Origin of the sequence: Pseudooceanicola batsensis HTCC2597, from assembly GCF_000152725.1 — a bacterium.
GTDB lineage: Bacteria > Pseudomonadota > Alphaproteobacteria > Rhodobacterales > Rhodobacteraceae > Pseudooceanicola > Pseudooceanicola batsensis.
This window is the reverse complement of the sequence record NZ_CH724131.1, coordinates 3,055,851-3,073,898: the sequence shown is the minus strand read 5'-3', so window position 1 is coordinate 3,073,898 and position 18,048 is coordinate 3,055,851. Positions and strand designations below refer to the sequence as shown.

Here is an 18,048-nt window from a genome sequence, read left to right as displayed (position 1 = left end):
CTGTCATGGGTCCGGTCAGGAGATCAGGTCCTGGTATTCCTTCTCGGAGAGGTAGTCGTCCATCTGGGACGGCTCCGAGGGCTTGATCTTGAAGAACCAGGCGTCGCCCATGGGATCCTCGTTCACCTTGCCGGGATCCTCGACCAGCGCCTCGTTCACCTCGGTGATCTCGCCGTCGAGCGGCGCGAGGATGTCCGACGCCGCCTTGACCGATTCGATCACGACGCATTCGTCGTCCTTCGAGACCTCGGTGCCGACCTCGGGCAGTTCGACGAAGACGATGTCGCCCAGCTGTTCGGCGGCGTGTTCGGTGATGCCGACCACGATCTCGTCGCCGTCGGGCCGCAGCCATTCGTGTTCTTCGGTGAATTTCATCGCGGTCTCCCTGATCCTTATCTCTTGAAATTCGCGGGGGTGAAGGGCAGCGGGGCGACCTCGACCGGCGCCCGCCTGCCCCGCAGCTCAGCGGAAATGATCGTGCCCTGCGCCGCCAAGTCAATGGGAAGATAGCCCATGGCGACCGGGGCCTGCACGGTCGGCCCGAAGGCGCCCGAGGTGATGGTGCCGACCGGATCGGTCGCGGCTTCACCGGCGAAGAGCGGCACGCCCTCGCGCATGGGGGCACGACCCTGCGGGCGGAGGCCGACGCGCTTGCGCTCCGCGCCCTCGGCCAGCTGTTTCAGGATGCGGTCGGCACCCGGAAAGCCGCCGGCGCGGTCGCCGCCGGCGCGCCGGACCTTCTGGATGGCCCATTGCAGGCCGGCCTCGACCGGGGTGGTCGTGGTGTCGATGTCGTGACCGTAAAGGCAGAGCCCCGCCTCGAGCCGCAGGCTGTCGCGGGCGCCGAGGCCGATGGGCAGGGTGTCGGGATGGTCGAGCAGGGCGCGGGCGAGGGTTTCGGCGCTGTCCGCGGGCACGGAGATCTCGTAGCCGTCCTCGCCGGTATAGCCGGAGCGCGAGACCCAGCATTCGGCACCGCAGAGGGCGACGGTGCGGACATCCATGAACCTCATGTCCGCCACTTCGGGGGCCAGCGCGGCCAGAACGGCCTGGGCCCGGGGACCCTGCAGGGCCAGCAGGGCGCGGTCGGTGACCTCCTCGACCTCGACGCCGGGCATGGCGGCCCGCATATGGGCGATGTCATCCGCCTTGCAGGCGGCGTTCACCACGGTGAAGAGGTGATCGCCCCGGTTCGAGAACATGAGGTCGTCGAGAATGCCGCCCGTGTCGTCGGTCAGCAGGCCATAGCGCTGGCGGCCCTCCTTCAGTCCGACCACGTCCACGGGCATCAGCGCCTCGAAGGCTCGGGCGGGGTTCTCGCCCCTGAGCAGCACCTGGCCCATGTGGGACACGTCGAACAGCCCCGCGGCCTCGCGGGTGTGGAGGTGTTCCTTCATCACGCCGGCCGTGTACTGCACGGGCATGGAATAGCCGGCGAAGGGCACCATCCTGGCGCCCAGTTCGACGTGCAGGTCGTTCAACGGCAGGCTTTGCAGGTCGTTCATCCCGGTCCTCGTCTGTTCCGGGAAACGCCCGGCACCGCTGGCGCGTCACGCGCCACGATGCCCCCTCTGTCCTTGCGCCTGAGATCGCTATCCCTTCGGCGGGCGCGGGTCCGCGCCACTCTCCAGAGTTCGATACCGGCAGGTCCCTTTTGGCCTGAGAGTTTCCGGGGCGGTTGCTCCTTCGGCACCGGCGCGCGGCCGGTTCTCCCTGTCCGATGTCTCTGGATTAGCCTGCCCGCGCCGGTCACGCAAGAGCCAGAGTGCGCACCGTTCGCGGGACGGGACGCGGGGGCCGCTGGCCGGCAAGAGCATCGGCCTGCTCCGGGCGCCGCCGCGATGCGGCCGGGGTTCGGCCGGCGCGGCGCAGATGTCGCGCGGGCGGCAGGCCCGAACAGCGGGCAGTTCCGCGCCGGCGCCTCGGCGCGCTGCAGCTGCCGGTCGGACGGCGCGCCAGCGCAGCGATGCCGGACAGACGCGCGCCCGGGCCGGTCGATCTCTCCGACGGCGCAGGCCCTGCCGTGACGATCGGGCCCGGCCTCCGCGACGCCTCCGCGACGCCTCCGGGAACCGGCCCGCACCGAGATGTTGGATCTCCCCTGCGGACCCGTGGTACTCGGCTCTCCGGGGCTCCGTCCGGCCGATCACCGGCCTGACGGGGTCAGCGTAGAGGCTTGGCCAGCGCGATGCGGCTCAGAACGGAACGAGGCACGGCATGCAAAGGGACCCTTACTTCTTCGGATATGGCAGCCTGGTGAACACCGCCACGCATGTCTACGGACGGTCGCATCCGGCCCGGCTGTCGGGATGGCGGCGGGTCTGGCGGCACACGCCGATCCGCGACATGGCCTTTCTGACGGCCGAGCGCTGCGACGGCGTCGCCATCGACGGACTGATCGCGGCGGTACCGGGCGCCGACTGGACCGCGCTCGACGCGCGCGAACTCGGCTACGACCGTGTCGCGCTTCTGGACGGGATCAGTCACGCGGCCGAGGATGCGGGCGAGATCGCCGTCTACCACATCCCCCGGGACAAGCACGGTCCGGCAGAAGGACACCGGCCGGTGCTGCTCAGCTATCTCGACGTGGTGGTGCAGGGATATCTGAGGGTCTTCGGCGAGGAGGGCGGCCGCCACTTCTTCGAGACGACGGCCGGTTGGGACGGGCCGATCCTGAACGACCGCGCGGCGCCCCGATATCCCCGGGCGCAGACGCTGAGCGCGAAGGAGACGGGCCTGGTCGACCGGCACCTGCGGGAGCTGGGGGTGGAGATCCTCGACGAATAGGCCGGGCGCGCGCACCGGGCGGCATGCCAATCTAGGCCCCGGAGGTGTCCGGTCTGAAGCCCAGCCTACCGCGCCGGTCGGGCGTGCCCGGGGGAGAACCCCGCTCGAGCCCGGGGTTAACGGTCGGACAAGGCCCGGCGGGAAGTGCGGAGCGGCGCCGCGGGCGGTGCGTGCGAGCAGGCACCCTACGGGTTGGGTAGGGTGCGCGCTTAGACGCACCGCGACGCGATCAGAAATTCCGCGCCCGGATCACCTGCAGCAGGGGCAGCAGCTGGGCCATCTCGGGCCCGCGTTCCATCCCCGTCACGGCCTTGCGCAGCGGCATGAAGAGGCTCTTACCCTTGCGCCCCGTCTTGTCCTTCACCGCGCCGGTCCACTGGCTCCAGGTGCTTTGGTCGATGGTCTCGGGCAGGAGCGGCATGGCCTCGCGGATGAAATCCTCGTCCTCGGGGGCGACCAGCGGATCCGCCCCGTCGCGCATCATGATCCACCAGGCGTCCACCTCGTCGAGCACGGTGATGTTGTCGCGGACCACGGACCAGAAGGCCTCGGCCCGGTCTTCCGGCACGCCGGCGGCAGCGAGGCGGTCCCTCACGGCCGACAGCGGGGTCGACTGAAGGACCCGGGCCGTCAGGGGAAAGAGGTCGTTCTCGTCGAACTTGGTCGGGGCGGAGCCGAATTGCGACAGATCGAACCCCTCGACCAGTTCGTCGACCGAGGCGCGCAGCTCGACCGGCCGGGACGAGCCGAGCCGCGCCATCAGCGACAGCAAGGCCATCGGCGCCACGCCCCGCGCGCGGAGGTCGCGGATCGACAGGGTGCCGAGACGCTTCGACAGCGCCTCGCCCTGCGGGCCGGTCAGCAGGGAATGGTGCGCGAAGGCCGGGGCCGCGCCGCCGAGCGCGTCGATCATCTGGATCTGGGTCGCCGTGTTGGTCACGTGGTCCGAGCCGCGCACCACATGGGTCACGCCCATCTCGGTGTCGTCGACCACCGAGGCCAGCGTATAGAGCACCTGCCCGTCCTGCCGGATCAGCACCGGGTCCGAGACCGAGGCCGCGTCGATCGAGATCGGGCCGAGGATGCCGTCGGTCCATTCGATCCGCTCGTGATCCAGCTTGAAGCGCCAGACCCCCTGCCCGCGTTCGGCGCGCAGGCGGTCCCTCTCGGCATCCGACAGCGCGAGGGCGGCGCGGTCGTAGACCGGCGGGCGGCCCATGTTGAGCTGCTTCTTGCGCTTGAGGTCAAGCTCGGTCGGCGTCTCGAACGCTTCGTAGAAGCGGCCCATCTCGCGGTAGCGGTCGGCCGCCTCGGCATAGCGGTCAAGCCGTTCGGACTGCCGCTCCACCCGGTCCCAGTGCAGGCCGAGCCAGTCGAGATCCTGCTTGATCGCGTCGACATATTCCTCTTTCGAGCGCTCCGGATCGGTGTCGTCGATCCGCAGGATGAAGGTGCCGCCCTGCTTGCGGGCGATCAGGAAATTGAACAGCGCGGTGCGCAGGTTGCCGACATGGATATAGCCGGTCGGCGAGGGGGCGAAACGGGTGACGGTCATGGGCAGGCTCCTGATGCCCGCGCGCTTTGTCACAAAGGCGCGGGAATGTCCATCAGCGGCGGGTCATTCCGGCCGGACGGGCCATCGGCGCGCAAGATCGTCGAGGCCGGTGCGGATCAGTTCGGCCAGCACGTCATGGTCCACGGCGTCGAGGCGGGTGAGGTAGAGGCAGGACTTGCCCTTCCGGTGCGGGCCGAGGCGGTCGAGGATCGGGCCGTAGTCCTGATAGCCCGGCATGATGTAGACCGAGAGCGCGGCCTTGCGGGGCGAGAAGCCCGTCGCCAGCCATGTGCCGGTGCGGCCGCTGGCATAGGTGTAGTCGTAGGCGCCGTAACCGACGATGGACGGGCCCCACATGCGCGGCTGCCAGCCGGTGACGCGGTCGAAGAGGTCGCGCAGGACGACCCCCTGCGCGCGGCGGCGGGCGGGCTGGACCGAGGCGAGGAAGTCCTCGGGCGTGACGGTGGTGGGTCTGGTCTTCTGTCCGGCCATGCAGATCCTCTCCTGCGCCCGGTCCGCCACGGTTTCAGCGGCGGCGGAATGTCAGATAGTGCGGGGTGCGGCCCTCGCGCAGGGCCTTCTGCTCGTACCGGGTCGAAATCCAGTCGTCCCACGGCTCGCGCCAGTCGGCGGGCTTTTCGGCCAGCCAGTCAAACCCGTGGCGCGGCACCTGCTCCAGCGTCTGGCGGACATAGTCGGGGATGTCCGTGGCGACGCGGAAGATCGCGCCGGGTTTCAGGACCTCGGCCAGCGGCTCGAGGTGTTCGGGCGTCACGAAGCGGCGGCGGTGGTGGCGCTTCTTGGGCCAGGGGTCGGGATAGAGCAGGAAGGCCCGCGAGATGCTGGCGGCTGGCAGCACGTCGAAGAGATCGCGGGCGTCGCCTGGATGAACCCGCAGGTTGTCGACCCCGGCCTGCCGGATCTTGCCCAGCAGCATGGCGACCCCGTTGATGTAGGGTTCGGCCCCGATGATGCCGGCCTGCGGGTTGCGCTCGGCCTGGTGCACAAGGTGTTCGCCGCCGCCGAAGCCGATCTCGACCCAGACCTCGCGCCCGCCGAAAAGCGCCCCGAGATCGAGCGGCCGGCGGTCGGGGTTCTCCTCCCATCCGACCGGGCCGGGAGAGAGCGCGGCGAGATCCTCGTCGAGGTAGGCCTCCTGCGAGGGGCGCAGGGCCTTGCCCTTGAACCGGCCGTAGAAGTTGCGCCACGGGGCGCCGGAGGGATGCTGATTGCTCATGCGCGGTGCCTTAGCGTCCGGGTCGCGCGGGATCAACCTGGGCGTTTCGCGACCCGACCAGGACGGCCCCGGCGGCGCGCGGGCGGCGGGACGGTCCGGCGCTGCAGCGCAAGGCCATCCCCTTCGTCTGGCCCCGGCTGCACGCGGGCGGCCGCGCTTCCCGGACGCGGCGTAGCCTCCCGCGTGACACCTTCGGCTTCGGCGGAATTGCCCGGCAGGCGGACGGCACCGTCACGGATGGTCGGCGCCAGGCGGAGCGTCGGGATGCGCGCGACCCCGGAAACTCCGTCTGCGCGGTGACGCACATGATATGTCGAAATTCTCCGAGTGGTGCGAGGCGGCGATATGCGGCATGCGGACACCGAACTCATCATATCACCTACAAGGACACCACAATGACCAATATCCTTCCCTATGCCGCGCCGCTCGGGCGCGTTCTTCTGTCACTCATGTTCATCACCTCGGGTCTGCAGAAGATCACCGGCTATGCCGGCACGCAGGGCTACATGGAGATGATGGGCGTGCCCGGCGGCCTCCTGCCGATCGTCATCCTGGTCGAGCTGGTCGGCGGCATCGCCCTGCTGATCGGCTGGCAGGCGCGGATCGCGGCCTTCCTGCTGGCGGGCTTCTCGCTGGTGTCGGGGATCATCTTCCACCTCGTGCCGTCCTTCGGCATGGAAGGGATGGACGCCCAGATGCAGATGATCAGCTTCATGAAGAACGTGACGATCACCGGCGGCATGCTGATGGTGGTGGCCTTCGGTGCAGGCGCCCTGTCGGTGGAACGCCGCGCTGCCGCCCCGGCGGAATAAGGCAATGTGCCCCGGCGCTGCGCCGGGGCCTCCCGGTCGAAATACTTGGGTCACATCATGGCCCGTGGTTCGGGCGAGGCCCCGCGGTGCGTTCGTGGCGCGAAGTTCGAGCGAGGCCCCGGCGCGAGGCCGGGGCGCGATCGTGTAGGGGAGGCCGGCTCAGACGGCCTTCTTGAGCGCGTCGACGAGGTCGGTGCGTTCCCAGGAGAAACCGCCATCCGCTTCGGGTTTGCGGCCGAAATGGCCGTAGGCCGCGGTGCGCTGGTAGATCGGGCGGTTCAGTTGCAGGTGCTCGCGGATGCCGCGCGGGGTCAGGTCCATGACCCGGGCGACCGCCTCTTCGATGACGGATTCGTCGACATGGCCGGTGCCGTAGGTGTCGGCGTAGATCGACAGCGGTTTCGAGATGCCGATCGCGTAGGACAGCTGGATCGTGCATTTCTCGGCCATGCCGGCGGCGACCACGTTCTTGGCGAGGTAGCGGGCGGCATAGGCAGCCGAGCGGTCGACCTTGGTCGGGTCCTTGCCCGAGAAGGCCCCGCCGCCATGCGGAGCCGCGCCGCCATAGGTGTCGACGATGATCTTGCGGCCGGTCAGGCCCGCGTCGCCGTCCGGACCGCCGATGACGAACTTGCCGGTCGGATTGATCCACCATTCGGTGTTCGCCGTCAGCCAGTCGCCGGGAATGACCTCGCGGATGTAGGGTTCGACCAGCCGGCGGATGTCTTCCGAGGACTGGGTCTCGTCATGGTGCTGGGTCGACAGGACGAGCTGCGTGACCTCGACCGGCTGGCCGTTCTCGTAACGGAGCGACACCTGCGACTTGGCGTCGGGGCCGAGCGTCGGTTCCGTTCCGTCCTTGCGCACCTCGGCGAGACGGCGGAGAATCCTGTGCGCGAACTGGATCGGCGCGGGCATCAGGTCGTCGGTCTCGGTCGTGGCATAGCCGAACATGATCCCCTGGTCGCCGGCCCCCTCGTCCTTGTTGTCGCGTGCGTCGACGCCCTGGGCGATATGGGCGGACTGTTCGTGCAGGAGGTTCGTCACCTCGACCGTCTGATAGTGGAACTTGTCCTGCTCATAGCCGATGTCCTTGATGCAGGCGCGGGCGATGTCCTCGATCCGGTCCATGTAGTCATGCAGCTTCTCCTGGTCGGCGAGGCCGACCTCGCCGCCGATCACCACCCGGTTGGTGGTCGCGAAGGTCTCGCAGGCGACCCGCGCCTGCGGTTCCTCGGCCAGGAGGGCGTCGAGGACGGCGTCGGAAATCCGGTCACAGACCTTGTCCGGGTGGCCCTCGGAAACGGATTCCGAGGTGAAGATGTAATTCTTGCGGGTCATGAAAAGCGCTCCGATGGATGTCATACCGTCCCGTCAGGAAGCCGTTGGGACAGCGGTCAATATCGCCTATACCCCGTCTTGCGGAGCGTCAACGTCTAAACGCGGCGGGCGAACCGGCGCAGGAGCCGGAGCACCGAAAGGGCGACAAGCAGGGCGATCGCGATCGGGGTGTCGCCCGTGCGGGCATAGATCGTGGGTTCCTCGGCCAGCGGCAGCGGCACGTCCCGCACCCCGCCCGTGCCGAGCGCCATGACGCCGCTGAGACGCCCCGCCGGGTCGATCACGGCCGAAATGCCGGTATTGGCCACACGGATCATGGGGAGCCCCTGTTCCACCGCGCGCAGCCGCGCCTGCGCCAGATGCTGGTAGGGACCCGAGACGGTTCCGAACCAGGCGTCGTTGGTGATCAGGAGCAGGACCTCGGGCCGCTCGGCCGCGGCGACATGACGCGGAAAGATCCCCTCGTAGCAGATCAGCGGCAGGGTGCTCCCGATGCCGGGCACCTGCATCAGGCGCGCCCCGGTTCCCCGAGAGAACCCGCCGCCCTCTCGCTGCGCGAGACCGCGCAGCCCGAGCCGGCCAAGGATGTCGCCGAAGGGGATGTATTCACCGAAGGGGACAAGATGATGCTTGTCGTAGACGTCGTCGATGGCGCCCCCGCCGTCGAGCAGCACCATGGCGTTGTAGATCCGCGCCCCCTCGCTCCGGTTGATGCCGAAGGCCAGCGGGCTGCCCCCGGCGGCCTCGGAGAGCATGGGCAGCAGATGGGGGATGGACTCCAGCCAGGCGGGGATGGCCGTCTCCGGCCAGACGACAAGGTCGGGATCGCCGGGGTCCGCCGTCATCGCCAGCATGCGATCGAAATTGGCCGTGGCCTTGGCCGGGTCCCATTTGTCGCGCTGCGGGATGTTCGGCTGCACGAGGCGCACCACGGGCCTGCCCTCGGCCGGTGCCTGGGGCGGCAGGAGCGCCATGCCCAGCACCGGCAGCGGCACCATGAGGACGAGCCAGATCGCGAGGCGCGGCCGGGGCCGGGCCAGGGCCCGGGGCAGTGCCAGGGCAAAGCCGACGACGATCAGCGACAGGAACATGGCGCCGCCCCATTGCGCAAGCTGCAGCAGGGGCGTGCCGATCAGGACATGGCCCGGAAGGGCCCAGGGAAACCCGGTAAAGAGAAGGCCCCGCAGATAGCCGGAGAGGACGAGCGACAGGGTCATGGCCGCGGCGAAGGCCCCGCCCTGCCCCGGCACGACCAGCCGGGCCAATGCGCCGGCAGCGCCCCAGAACAGCCCCAGACCGCCGGCCAGCAGCACCAGGGCGAAGGGCGCCATCCAGCCGTGACGGTCGATGTCGACCAGGAAGGGTTCGACGATCCAGCTAAGCGCGAGGGCGAAATAACCCGCGCCCCCCGCCCACCAGACAGCCGCCACCCGGCGCGGGGCACCCTCGGTCATCGCGAGCGCGTGCACCGCGGCCAGCCCGAGAAGCGTCAGTGGCCAGAGCCCGAACGGGGCCTGCCCCGATCCGGCGAGCGCGCCGGCCAGGGCGGCCAGCAGCATCCGCCGGCGCAGGGGCCATGCGGCGATGCGGCCCGGCCAGGACGCCGCGCGATCACGGGTCATTGCGCCGCGAGATCGGCCGTCTCCGGCTCCTCCGAGGTCTGCCTGGGCCCGGCGCCCTCGGGCCGGAGGCGGACACGCAGTCGCTTGATCCGCCGGGGGTCTGCATCCACGACCTCGAATTCGTGACCGGCCGGATGCTCGACCACCTCGCCGCGGGCCGGCACGCGGCCGGAAAGCATGAAGACCAGCCCGCCCAGCGTGTCGATCTCTTCCTCGTCGACGCTGTCGTGCGACGTGAGGTCGATCCCGGTCTCGGCGGCGAATTCGTCGAGCGGGGTCCGGGCGACGGCGAGATAGGTCGCGCCATCCTCGCGCGTCCAGAACTTGTCCTCTTCGACGTCGTGTTCATCCTCGATCTGGCCGATCACCTGCTCGATCAGGTCCTCGATGGTCACGAGACCGTCGACACCGCCGTATTCGTCGATCACCAGCGCCATGTGCCGCCGTTCGGTCTGCATCTTCTGCAGCAGCACGCCGATCGGCATCGACGGCGGCACGAAGAGCAGCGGGCGCAGCATGGTCTTGAGGGTAAAGCGCCCCGACTTGCCGTTGAAGCCGTAGCGCAGCGCGAAATCCTTGAGGTGGATCATCCCCACGGGGGTGTCGAGCGTGTCCTGGAACACCGGCAGGCGGGTCATGCCGCTGTCGCTGAAGGTCTTGACCAGCTGATCGCGCGTCGCGTTCAGCGGGACGGCCACGATCTCCGCCTTGGGGATCGCCACGTCCTCGACCCGCATGCGGCGCAGGTTGATCATGCCGTGCGCCTGGCGCGGCGCCGCTCCGGACGGTGCGGAAGCGCCCATGGCGGGCTGGCTGGAGACGGACGGACCGCCGAAAAGTCGAGACCAGAGACCCCGCCTGCGCGGTCGGTCAGCGTCGGTAGTGCTGTTCTGGCCCTCGGGCAGCGCGCCCTGCGCCGCGTTAGAAGATCCGTCGTTCGTGTCGCCCATCGTTCCTTACCGTTCGTCGCCGCTGCGAATCAGCCGGCGGGGGGAAAGTCTTCCCCGATGTCATCCATATGGGTTCGGCAAACCCATTTTGCCAAGTATTTCGACCTCCGATCCCTCCATGAGAGTGGCATCGAGGTCACTTTCGTGATCGTAGCCCAGAAGGTGCAACGTCGCGTGAACGATCAGGTGGGTCACATGATCGGCCATCGGGCGGCCCGCCTCGCGCGCTTCCCGGTCACAGGTCTCGAAGGCGATCGCGATGTCGCCGAGTTCCGGGTCGCCGTCGGGATCGGGCGGCGTCGGGACCTGGCCGGGGGCCTCGGCGGCACGCTCTTCCGAGGGCCAGGACAGAACGTTGGTCGGCGCCCGCCTGCCGCGGAAATCGCCGTTCAGGGCCGCGATGCGGGCATCGTCGCAGGCCAGCAGCGAGATCTCCCAATCGCCGGGATCGAGGCCGAGATGCGCAAGGGTCGCTGTCGCCGCGGCCTCGGCCAGCGGGCCGAGGTCGGTGGCGGTCCACCTTTCGTCCTCGATTATGATGTCGATCAGGGCCATCCGCCCCACTTAGCCCCTGCGCCCCGCCGCCGCCAGTGCGGCAGCGTCATCGGTCCCTGGCGGGTCCGTCCTTGCGATCGGGGTCGGTCAGCACACCGTAGTCCGAGGACGATGAGGCCCCGTCGGCCTGCGCGAAATAGCCCTCGGCGGCGAGGCCACGGCGCATCAGCTCGCGCGCGGCGGCCGAACGGCTGGGCATGCGCTGTTCGAAACGCCAGTTGTCCAGCGCTTCCAGCTCCTCCTGGGTGAGCATGATCTGCAGACGTTCCAGTCTCTTGGACATGCCATCGGTCATAACAGTCTCGGTTACGGCGGAAACTACACTCATTATGCCATAATAGTAAAGTTGGTGGAAAGCGGTCTTTGAGGTTATTGATATTGCCCTTAAGAACCCATTCCACTCACTCTGAGGATTAACAGGGCAATAGTACGCTAAATATCTGGTTTTACATTGAAATTCTCACCTCATCTGCCATCATGCAATCATGAGCGAATTGCATGAGCAGAATCCCACCTTGATCGACCGGGCTCGGCCCAGCATTCTCGTCATGAGCGACGACAGCGTCTTTTCCCTCGACCTGGAGTTGTCGCTGAGGGCCGGGCGCTTCCAACCCGTGCTCAAGTCCCCCGTCAGCCGGGAGGCGGCGCCCGGCGTCCTCGCGCCCTTCGTGGCCGCCATCGTCGATTTCGCATCCCCGAAGCCGAGGGTGCACGAGCTGATCGACCACCTCGCCATTCACGAGCTTCCGGTCATCGCGGTGACCACGTCGGATTCCCGCCCGCTGCGGAGCAATCCCGCCATCCTGGCGTGCTTCGAGAAACCGCTCGATGTCGAAGCCATGACAGGGACAGTCTCCGCGCTGCTCAGAGGCCGGCGCCGCCCGAAACACGGCATCGTGACGGGCGGTGCGGACCGGTCAGGCTGCGGCGAAGACCACGCCGCCCGGCCGCGCTGAACCGCCGCGGGCCGCCCCTCAGCCCGGCGTGTCGGCCTCGTAGGCTTCGATGATCGCCGCGACCAGCGGGTGACGCACCACATCCCGGGCGGTGAAATAGTTGAAGCTGATCTTGTCGATACGGCCCAGCAGGCGTTCGGCATCCTGAAGACCCGAGGGCATCCCGCGCGGCAGGTCGACCTGACTGCGGTCGCCGGTGATGACCATGCGCGACCCCTCGCCGAGACGGGTCAGGAACATCTTCATCTGCATGGTGGTGGCGTTCTGCGCTTCGTCCAGCACGACAAAGGCGTTCGAGAGGGTGCGGCCGCGCATGAAGGCCAGAGGCGCGATCTCGATCACCTTCTCCTCCATCATCTTGGCCAGCTGCTTGCCGGGCAGGAAGTCGTTCAGCGCGTCGTAGAGCGGCTGCATGTAGGGATCGACCTTGTCCTTCATGTCGCCGGGCAGATAGCCGAGCTTTTCGCCCGCCTCGACCGCCGGGCGGGACAGGATGATCTTGTCGACCGCGCCCTCGATGAACATCGACACGCCGACCGCGACGGCGAGATAGGTCTTGCCGGTCCCGGCGGGGCCGATTCCGAAGGCCATCTCGTGTTCGAAGAGGTTGCGGACATAGGCCTTCTGCGCCTCGGTCCGGGGTTCGACCATCTTCTTGCGGGTCTTGATCTCGACCGGGCCGCCCTTGAACATCTCGAACTGGTTGCCGTCGCGGCTGGCCCGCTCCGGCTCGGCCCCCGGCATGCGCAATTCACGGTCGATGTCCGCGCTGGCCACCGGCCGCCCCGCCTCGAGCCGCGCGTAAAGCGCGCGCAGAACCTGCACGGCTTCCTCGGCGGCGGGCTTTTCGCCCATGGCAACCAGATGGTTGCCGCGCCGGAGAATCTGGACCGAAAGCTTCTGCTCGATCTCGGCGAGGTTGCGGTCGAACTCTCCGCACAGCTCGATCAGCAGGAAATTGTCGGGAAATTCGACCGCGACTTCTGCGAGCGTGTCGTCTGAGGCGTCTCGGGGGGGCAGCAATGTGGCGGCCAATCAGGTCTCCTCGTGTTTATGGTCCAAGTTTAGGTCAGCGCGTGCGGCGCGGGAAACCAAAAATGCCGCAGGCGGTAACCTGCGGCATTGGATGAGCGGATATCCGGCATTCACGATCATGTCAGCCTTGCGGATTTGTCGGGGTCCTCGGGTCGAAGATATGCCCGCCGCGCTTGAACCCGCCGGTCGCCGTGTTCGGCGGGGCGGTGCCCGAGCAGACGGGCTTGCCATAGGGATCGAGTCGCTGCGACAGGTAGCCCTCGGCGCCGTCGTCGACGATCCAGTGGTCGCAGCCGTTCGGATCTATCCAGATCCCGGCCTGAAGCTGGCTGAGATGCTTGGCTCCGAAGCCGCGGTCGCGCCCCTTGAAGTCGGGGGTCGGGCTGGGGTGGCCGCAGGCGGCGAGACCGGCGACCAGTCCGCATCCCAGGGCGATCCTGATGAGTTTCATGGCGGCGCCCCCTACTGGATACAGATGATTTCGACGCGGCGGTTCTTGGCCATCCCCGCACGCGTGTTGTTCGTGGCGGCCGGCATCCGTTCGCCGTAGCCGCGGACATCGGCGATCCGCGCGCCGGTCGCCGCGGCGACCCGGGCCACCGCGTTGGCACGGTTGTAGGACAGGCGCATGTTGTACTCGTCCGAGGCGCGGCTGTCGGTATGGCCGGCGATGATGAAGGCGGTCGCGGTCGAGCTCTTGAAGAACTCGGCGAGGCGCTGCCTGTTCGCCGGGCTGATATAGTACTTGTCGGTGGCGAAGAACTGGTCGGTCTCCATCACGCCGCAGACGTTGCCGCGATTGCAGACGGGAATGCCCTGTCGGTTGACGTGCGGGCTCATGTAGCCTTCCAGCCCGTCGTCCATGACCCAGTGCTCGCACCCGTCCGGGTCGACCCAGATCGTCGGAACGTATCTTTCGTTGTACCCAAGCCGGCTGTCCTGGGCCGTCGCCGGCCCGGATACGGACACGGCGCAAAGGGCGGCGGCAGCAAGCCCCTTGATCCATCTGCCGACGGTTTCGAAGTCGATCTTCGCCACTGTCTAGTCCTCTGCTTCCCCCGATGAACGGCCCGCGCGCCACGCGCGCGCAGGGGCCGTTCACAGCGCTGTTCTGTGGCTTCACTTTAACGCTTTGCAAACACTTGTGAAGATTCAATCCGGGCTGCAGGGCCGAAATATGGGATATTGCGGTGCGAGCGCCACCACCTGTAGGTTCGGGCGGCCGAATGTCCGCGCGCATTCGGCCTCCGCGCCGACAGGGCGCGGCGCGGCAGAATCACCCTCGGGCCAGAACGCCGCCGAGCGAATTGGGCCCGCTCTCGGTGATGCGCACGCGGACGAGGTCGCCCGGCGCCAGATCGGCGGTCAGGTGCACCGCGTGCAGGTGATCGGACTTGCCGACCATCTGCCCCGGCATCCGGCCCGCCCGCTCGATCAGCACGCCGACCGTCTGGCCGACCATGGCGTCCTGGACAGCGCGCTGCTGACGGGTGATCAGGGCCTGCAGTTCCTGCAGGCGGGCGGACTTCACCTCTTCGGCGACCTGCTCACGCTCGGCCGCGGGGGTGCCGGGGCGCGTCGAATACTTGAACGAGAAGGCCTGCCCATAGCGGACCTCTTCGATCAGGCGCATCGTGTCGCGGAAATCGGCGTCGGTCTCTTCGGGGAAGCCGACGATGAAATCGCCCGAGATCAGGATGTCGGGCCGGGCGGCGCGGATGCGGTCGATGAGCCGGAGATAGCTGTCGCGATCGTGGCTGCGGTTCATCCGCTTGAGGATCCGGTCCGACCCGGACTGCACGGGCAGGTGCAGGTAGGGCATGAGCTTGCCGACCTCGCCATGGGCGGCGATCAGGTCGTCGCTCATGTCGTTGGGGTGCGAGGTGGTGAAGCGGATGCGTTCCAGCCCCTCGATCTCGGCCAATTCGCGGATCAGCCCGGCCAGGGACCAGTCGCGCCCGTCGGGCCCTTCGCCGTGATAGGCATTGACGTTCTGCCCCAGCAGCGTGATCTCGCGCACGCCCCTCTCGACCAGATCGCGCGCCTCGGTCAGGACGCGCGCCACCGGGCGCGAGACCTCGGCCCCGCGCGTGTAGGGCACGACGCAGAAGGCGCAGAACTTGTCACACCCCTCCTGCACGGTCAGGAAGGCGGTCGGCCCGCGCTTCGCCTTGGGCCGCGCCTTGAGCCGCTCGAACTTGTCCTCTTCGGGAAAATCGGTGTCGACCACCTTCTCGGTGCCGGCCTTCGCCTCCATCTCGGGCAGGCGGTGATAGCTCTGCGGTCCGACCACGAGATCGACCATCGGCTGGCGGCGGATGATCTCCTCTCCCTCGGCCTGGGCGACACAGCCCGCCACCCCGATCTTGAGGTCGGGTTTCGCCGCCTTGAGGTCCTTGTAGCGGCCCAGTTCCGAATAGACCTTCTCGGCCGCCTTTTCGCGGATGTGGCAGGTGTTGAGAAGGATCATGTCCGCCTCTTCGGGCGAGCCGACCTCGGTATAGCCGCTGCCGCCCAGGGCCTCGGCCATGCGTTCGCTGTCGTAGACGTTCATCTGACAGCCATAGGTCTTGATAAAGAGCTTGCGGGGCGTGGACATGGGCAACGGGCCTTGCGGGGATCAGGGCGACTGCCTAACGGAAAGCGGCCGCTCTTGCAATGCGGGGGAAAACGCGGAACCCTGCGGCCGACCAGAACAGCGGACGACCGGAAAGAGCGATGCGTTTCGACACTCTCGCAGCCTTCTTGCAGGCGCCGCCGGCGGATTTCGCGCAGGGACCCTCGGCCATGATCTTCGCCGAGGACGAGGTCGAGATCGACGGCACCCTGCGCCACCACAGGGCGGCGGGGTTCGCGGCGGTCGCGCTCTTTGCGCCGCCCGATTTCCGGCTGGCACGCGACCTGGAGCCCGTGGTGCATCGCGTGGACTACGACCTCGCGCGGGGCGGGTCCCTGCCCGAGGCCGTGACCGCCGTCGCCGCGGCCGTGCCGGGGGCCTGGCTCTACTACTGCTACAACACCGAATACCTGTTCCATCCCTTCTGCGAGACCCGCACCGTCGGCGAGATGCTGACCTTCCACACCGGGGAACGGCGCGACGCGATGCTGACCTACGTGGTCGATCTCTATGCCGGCGACCTCGAGGCACATCCCGATGCGGTGGCGCCGGAGGCGGCCTGGCTGGACCGGTCGGGCTATTATGCCCTCGCGCGGCCGGACCCGGCGCATCACAACCATCCCAAGGAGCGGCAGCTCGATTTCTTCGGCGGGTTGCGCTGGCGATACGAGGAGCACGTGCCGCCCGAACGGCGCCGGATCGACCGCATCTCGCTATTTCGGGCGCGGCCGGGGCTGGTGCTGCGGCCGGACCACACGTTCAACGTCGAGGAATACAACACCTACGCCTGCAAGTGGCACAACAACCTGACGGCGGCGGTCTGTTCCTTCCGCGTGGCGAAGGCGCTCAAGCGGAACCCCGGCTCCACCTACGAGATCGAGACGTTCCGCTGGCACAATTCCGAGCCGTTCGAATGGCAGTCGCGGCAATTGCTCGATCTCGGGCTGATGGAGCCGGGGCAGTGGTTCTGACCTAGCCGAGGTCTTCCGTCACGATCCGGTCCTCTGGCACGCCAAGGTCGCGCAGCGCCGTCTCGATATCGTCGATCATCGGCTCGGGGCCGCAGATGTAGTATGTGCCGCGCGCGGGATCGATCCGTTCGGACAGGAACTGCCGGTCGATCCTGCGGGTCTCGACCCCATCCCCGGGATCGCTGTCGCCGGTCACGGTAAAGACCGTGGTGAGACCGTTCATGCGCTCGAAATCGCGGCGCAGGATGATGTCCCGCTCGGTCTCGTTCGAAAAGATCAGCGTGCAGTCCTCCAGGTGCCCGTTCTCGGCCAGCCGTTTGCGCAGCACCGCGACGAAGGGCGTGATCCCGGCGCCGCCGGCGATGAAATACCCCGGCCCCTCGTCCGTGATCGCCCCCCAGGGCTCGTCGATGATCACCCGGTCGCCGGGGGTCAGCCGTCCGATCCGCTCGGTCACGCCGTCATGATCGGGATAGGACTTGATGACGAACTCCAGGTCCTCCTCGTCAGGCAGCGACACGAAGGTGAAGGGGCGCTTCTCGTCGCGCCAGCCATCGGCGTCGAGGGCCAGCTCGACCGCCTGCCCGGGCCGGAACTCGAACCCCTCGGGCCGATCGAACCACAGGTGGTTGGTGTCGTGGGTGACGGGCTCGATCCGCTTGAGCGTGAGAGTATGGGTCATGACAAATCTCCTTTGTCCGACCAACCCCGCCCCCGGAGGCCGGTTCCTCCGGCGGGGCACGGCGCCAAGCCGAGCGGGCTTGCCGGGGCAAGACCGCGAGTGGAAGATGCGCGCCGCCCGCGGCGGCGCTCTGCCGGGTTACAGGTTCTCGGGCTGGGGCATGCCGAGGACGTGATAGCCGCCATCGACGCGGATGATCTCGCCGCTGGTGAAGGCGCCCGCCCCGGATGCCAGGTAGACCGCCGTTCCGCCGACCGCCTCGAGCGTGGCGTTGGACCGCATCGGCGCATTGTATTCGGTCTGGCGGAAGGTCTTGCGCGCGCCCGAGATCGCCGCGCCGGCCAGGGTCTTCATCGGCCCGGGCGAGATCGCGTTGACCCGGATCCCGTCCGGCCCGAGGTCGTTGGCCAGGTATCGCACCGCCGATTCCAGCGCCGCCTTGGCCACGCCCATGACGTTGTAATAGGGCGTGACCCGGGTCGAGCCCTGGTAGGTCAGGGTCAGGATCGTTCCGCCGTCCTTCATCATCGGCGCCGCCCGGCGAGAGACATCGATCAGGGAATAGCACGAGATGTCGAGCGACAGCTTGAAGTTCTCGCGGCTGGTGTTGATGAACCGGCCCGCCAGTTCGTCCTTGCTGGAAAAGGCGATGGCGTGGACGAGAAAGTCGATCGTCGGCCATTTCTCCCTGAGTTCCGCGAACCCTCGGTCGAGCGAGGCGTCGTCGGTCACGTCCATGTCGACGATGAAATCGCTGCCGAGGCTCTGCGCCAGGGGCATGACGCGCTTGCCGAAGGCCTCGCCCTGATAGCTGAACGCCAGTTCGGCGCCGGCTTCGGCCATGGCCCTGGCGATGCCCCAGGCGATGGAGCGGTCGTTGGCCACGCCCATGATCAGGCCACGCTTGCCGGTCAGTTGTCCTGTCATG

Annotated in this window: 20 protein-coding genes and 2 riboswitches; of the genes, 4 read left to right on the top strand and 16 right to left on the bottom strand. The window is 67.9% G+C overall.

Going from position 1 to position 18,048, the window contains the following annotated elements:
* Window positions 1–15 precede the first annotated feature (15 nt).
* On the bottom strand, window positions 16–375 hold the full coding sequence (gcvH, locus tag OB2597_RS18675; protein ID WP_009807177.1) for a glycine cleavage system protein GcvH: 360 nt from the start codon (window positions 373–375) through the stop codon (window positions 16–18).
* Window positions 376–392: 17 nt separating this feature from the next.
* Window positions 393–1,505 (bottom strand): glycine cleavage system aminomethyltransferase GcvT, encoded by a 1,113-nt coding sequence (gcvT, locus tag OB2597_RS18670; protein WP_009807176.1) that lies wholly within the window; start codon window positions 1,503–1,505, stop codon window positions 393–395.
* Window positions 1,506–1,635: 130 nt separating this feature from the next.
* Window positions 1,636–1,725: riboswitch (glycine riboswitch) on the bottom strand.
* A gap of 492 nt (window positions 1,726–2,217) precedes the next feature.
* On the opposite strand from gcvT, the gene OB2597_RS18665 reads away from it, so the two are divergent.
* Window positions 2,218–2,787 (top strand): gamma-glutamylcyclotransferase family protein, encoded by a 570-nt coding sequence (locus OB2597_RS18665; RefSeq protein ID WP_009807175.1) that lies wholly within the window; start codon window positions 2,218–2,220, stop codon window positions 2,785–2,787.
* A gap of 229 nt (window positions 2,788–3,016) precedes the next feature.
* Here the strand turns inward: OB2597_RS18665 and gltX are convergent, their stop codons facing one another.
* The 3 genes from gltX to trmB all read right to left on the bottom strand — a co-directional run bounded on the left by gltX (window position 3,017) and on the right by trmB (window position 5,579).
* Entirely contained in the window at window positions 3,017–4,342 is a 1,326-nt protein-coding gene (gene gltX, locus OB2597_RS18660; protein ID WP_009807174.1) for a glutamate--tRNA ligase, read from the bottom strand.
* A 63-nt stretch (window positions 4,343–4,405) separates the two neighbouring features.
* Complete coding sequence (locus OB2597_RS18655) at window positions 4,406–4,834, bottom strand: DUF1801 domain-containing protein (protein WP_009807173.1); 429 nt, start codon at window positions 4,832–4,834, stop codon at window positions 4,406–4,408.
* A gap of 34 nt (window positions 4,835–4,868) precedes the next feature.
* Complete coding sequence (gene trmB, locus OB2597_RS18650; protein ID WP_009807172.1) at window positions 4,869–5,579, bottom strand: tRNA (guanosine(46)-N7)-methyltransferase TrmB; 711 nt, start codon at window positions 5,577–5,579, stop codon at window positions 4,869–4,871.
* Window positions 5,580–5,974: 395 nt separating this feature from the next.
* Here trmB and OB2597_RS18645 point away from each other — a divergent pair, with 395 nt between their 5' ends.
* On the top strand, window positions 5,975–6,391 hold the full coding sequence (locus tag OB2597_RS18645) for a DoxX family protein (protein WP_009807171.1): 417 nt from the start codon (window positions 5,975–5,977) through the stop codon (window positions 6,389–6,391).
* Window positions 6,392–6,550: 159 nt separating this feature from the next.
* Here the strand turns inward: OB2597_RS18645 and metK are convergent, their stop codons facing one another.
* From metK to OB2597_RS18620, 5 genes are all read right to left on the bottom strand, one after another.
* Complete coding sequence (gene metK / locus OB2597_RS18640) at window positions 6,551–7,732, bottom strand: methionine adenosyltransferase (protein ID WP_040609968.1); 1,182 nt, start codon at window positions 7,730–7,732, stop codon at window positions 6,551–6,553.
* 6 nt (window positions 7,733–7,738) lie between these two features.
* A riboswitch (SAM-SAH riboswitch) is annotated at window positions 7,739–7,788 on the bottom strand.
* A gap of 39 nt (window positions 7,789–7,827) precedes the next feature.
* Complete coding sequence (gene lnt, locus OB2597_RS18635) at window positions 7,828–9,354, bottom strand: apolipoprotein N-acyltransferase (protein WP_009807169.1); 1,527 nt, start codon at window positions 9,352–9,354, stop codon at window positions 7,828–7,830.
* Window positions 9,351–10,304: a hemolysin family protein gene (locus tag OB2597_RS18630; protein ID WP_040609444.1), complete on the bottom strand. Its 954-nt coding sequence runs from the start codon at window positions 10,302–10,304 to the stop codon at window positions 9,351–9,353. The genes lnt and OB2597_RS18630 overlap by 4 nt, the downstream gene beginning before the upstream one ends.
* Before the next feature lie 60 nt (window positions 10,305–10,364).
* Window positions 10,365–10,859, bottom strand: a complete 495-nt coding sequence (gene ybeY / locus OB2597_RS18625) for an rRNA maturation RNase YbeY (RefSeq protein WP_009807167.1) — start codon at window positions 10,857–10,859, stop codon at window positions 10,365–10,367.
* A gap of 46 nt (window positions 10,860–10,905) precedes the next feature.
* Window positions 10,906–11,142, bottom strand: coding sequence for a hypothetical protein (locus OB2597_RS18620; RefSeq protein ID WP_148234763.1), 237 nt, complete (start codon window positions 11,140–11,142; stop codon window positions 10,906–10,908).
* Between the two features lie 202 nt (window positions 11,143–11,344).
* On the opposite strand from OB2597_RS18620, the gene OB2597_RS18615 reads away from it, so the two are divergent.
* On the top strand, window positions 11,345–11,815 hold the full coding sequence (locus OB2597_RS18615; RefSeq protein ID WP_148234762.1) for a hypothetical protein: 471 nt from the start codon (window positions 11,345–11,347) through the stop codon (window positions 11,813–11,815).
* Window positions 11,816–11,833: 18 nt separating this feature from the next.
* Here OB2597_RS18615 and OB2597_RS18610 read toward each other — a convergent pair whose 3' ends face one another.
* The 4 genes from OB2597_RS18610 to miaB form a co-directional block, all read right to left on the bottom strand.
* Window positions 11,834–12,850, bottom strand: coding sequence for a PhoH family protein (locus OB2597_RS18610; protein WP_009807164.1), 1,017 nt, complete (start codon window positions 12,848–12,850; stop codon window positions 11,834–11,836).
* A gap of 121 nt (window positions 12,851–12,971) precedes the next feature.
* On the bottom strand, window positions 12,972–13,301 hold the full coding sequence (locus tag OB2597_RS18605; protein WP_009807163.1) for a hypothetical protein: 330 nt from the start codon (window positions 13,299–13,301) through the stop codon (window positions 12,972–12,974).
* Between the two features lie 11 nt (window positions 13,302–13,312).
* A complete protein-coding gene (locus tag OB2597_RS18600; RefSeq protein ID WP_009807162.1) occupies window positions 13,313–13,888 on the bottom strand; it encodes an OmpA family protein in 576 nt (191 codons plus the stop codon).
* A 238-nt stretch (window positions 13,889–14,126) separates the two neighbouring features.
* Window positions 14,127–15,449, bottom strand: coding sequence for a tRNA (N6-isopentenyl adenosine(37)-C2)-methylthiotransferase MiaB (gene miaB, locus OB2597_RS18595; RefSeq protein WP_009807161.1), 1,323 nt, complete (start codon window positions 15,447–15,449; stop codon window positions 14,127–14,129).
* 119 nt (window positions 15,450–15,568) lie between these two features.
* Here miaB and OB2597_RS18590 point away from each other — a divergent pair, with 119 nt between their 5' ends.
* A complete protein-coding gene (locus tag OB2597_RS18590) occupies window positions 15,569–16,438 on the top strand; it encodes a hypothetical protein (RefSeq protein ID WP_009807160.1) in 870 nt (289 codons plus the stop codon).
* A 1-nt stretch (window position 16,439) separates the two neighbouring features.
* Here the strand turns inward: OB2597_RS18590 and OB2597_RS18585 are convergent, their stop codons facing one another.
* Entirely contained in the window at window positions 16,440–17,120 is a 681-nt protein-coding gene (locus tag OB2597_RS18585) for an FAD-binding oxidoreductase (protein ID WP_009807159.1), read from the bottom strand.
* A 138-nt stretch (window positions 17,121–17,258) separates the two neighbouring features.
* Complete coding sequence (locus OB2597_RS18580; protein WP_009807158.1) at window positions 17,259–18,047, bottom strand: enoyl-ACP reductase FabI; 789 nt, start codon at window positions 18,045–18,047, stop codon at window positions 17,259–17,261.
* Between the last annotated feature and the right edge of the window lies 1 nt (window position 18,048).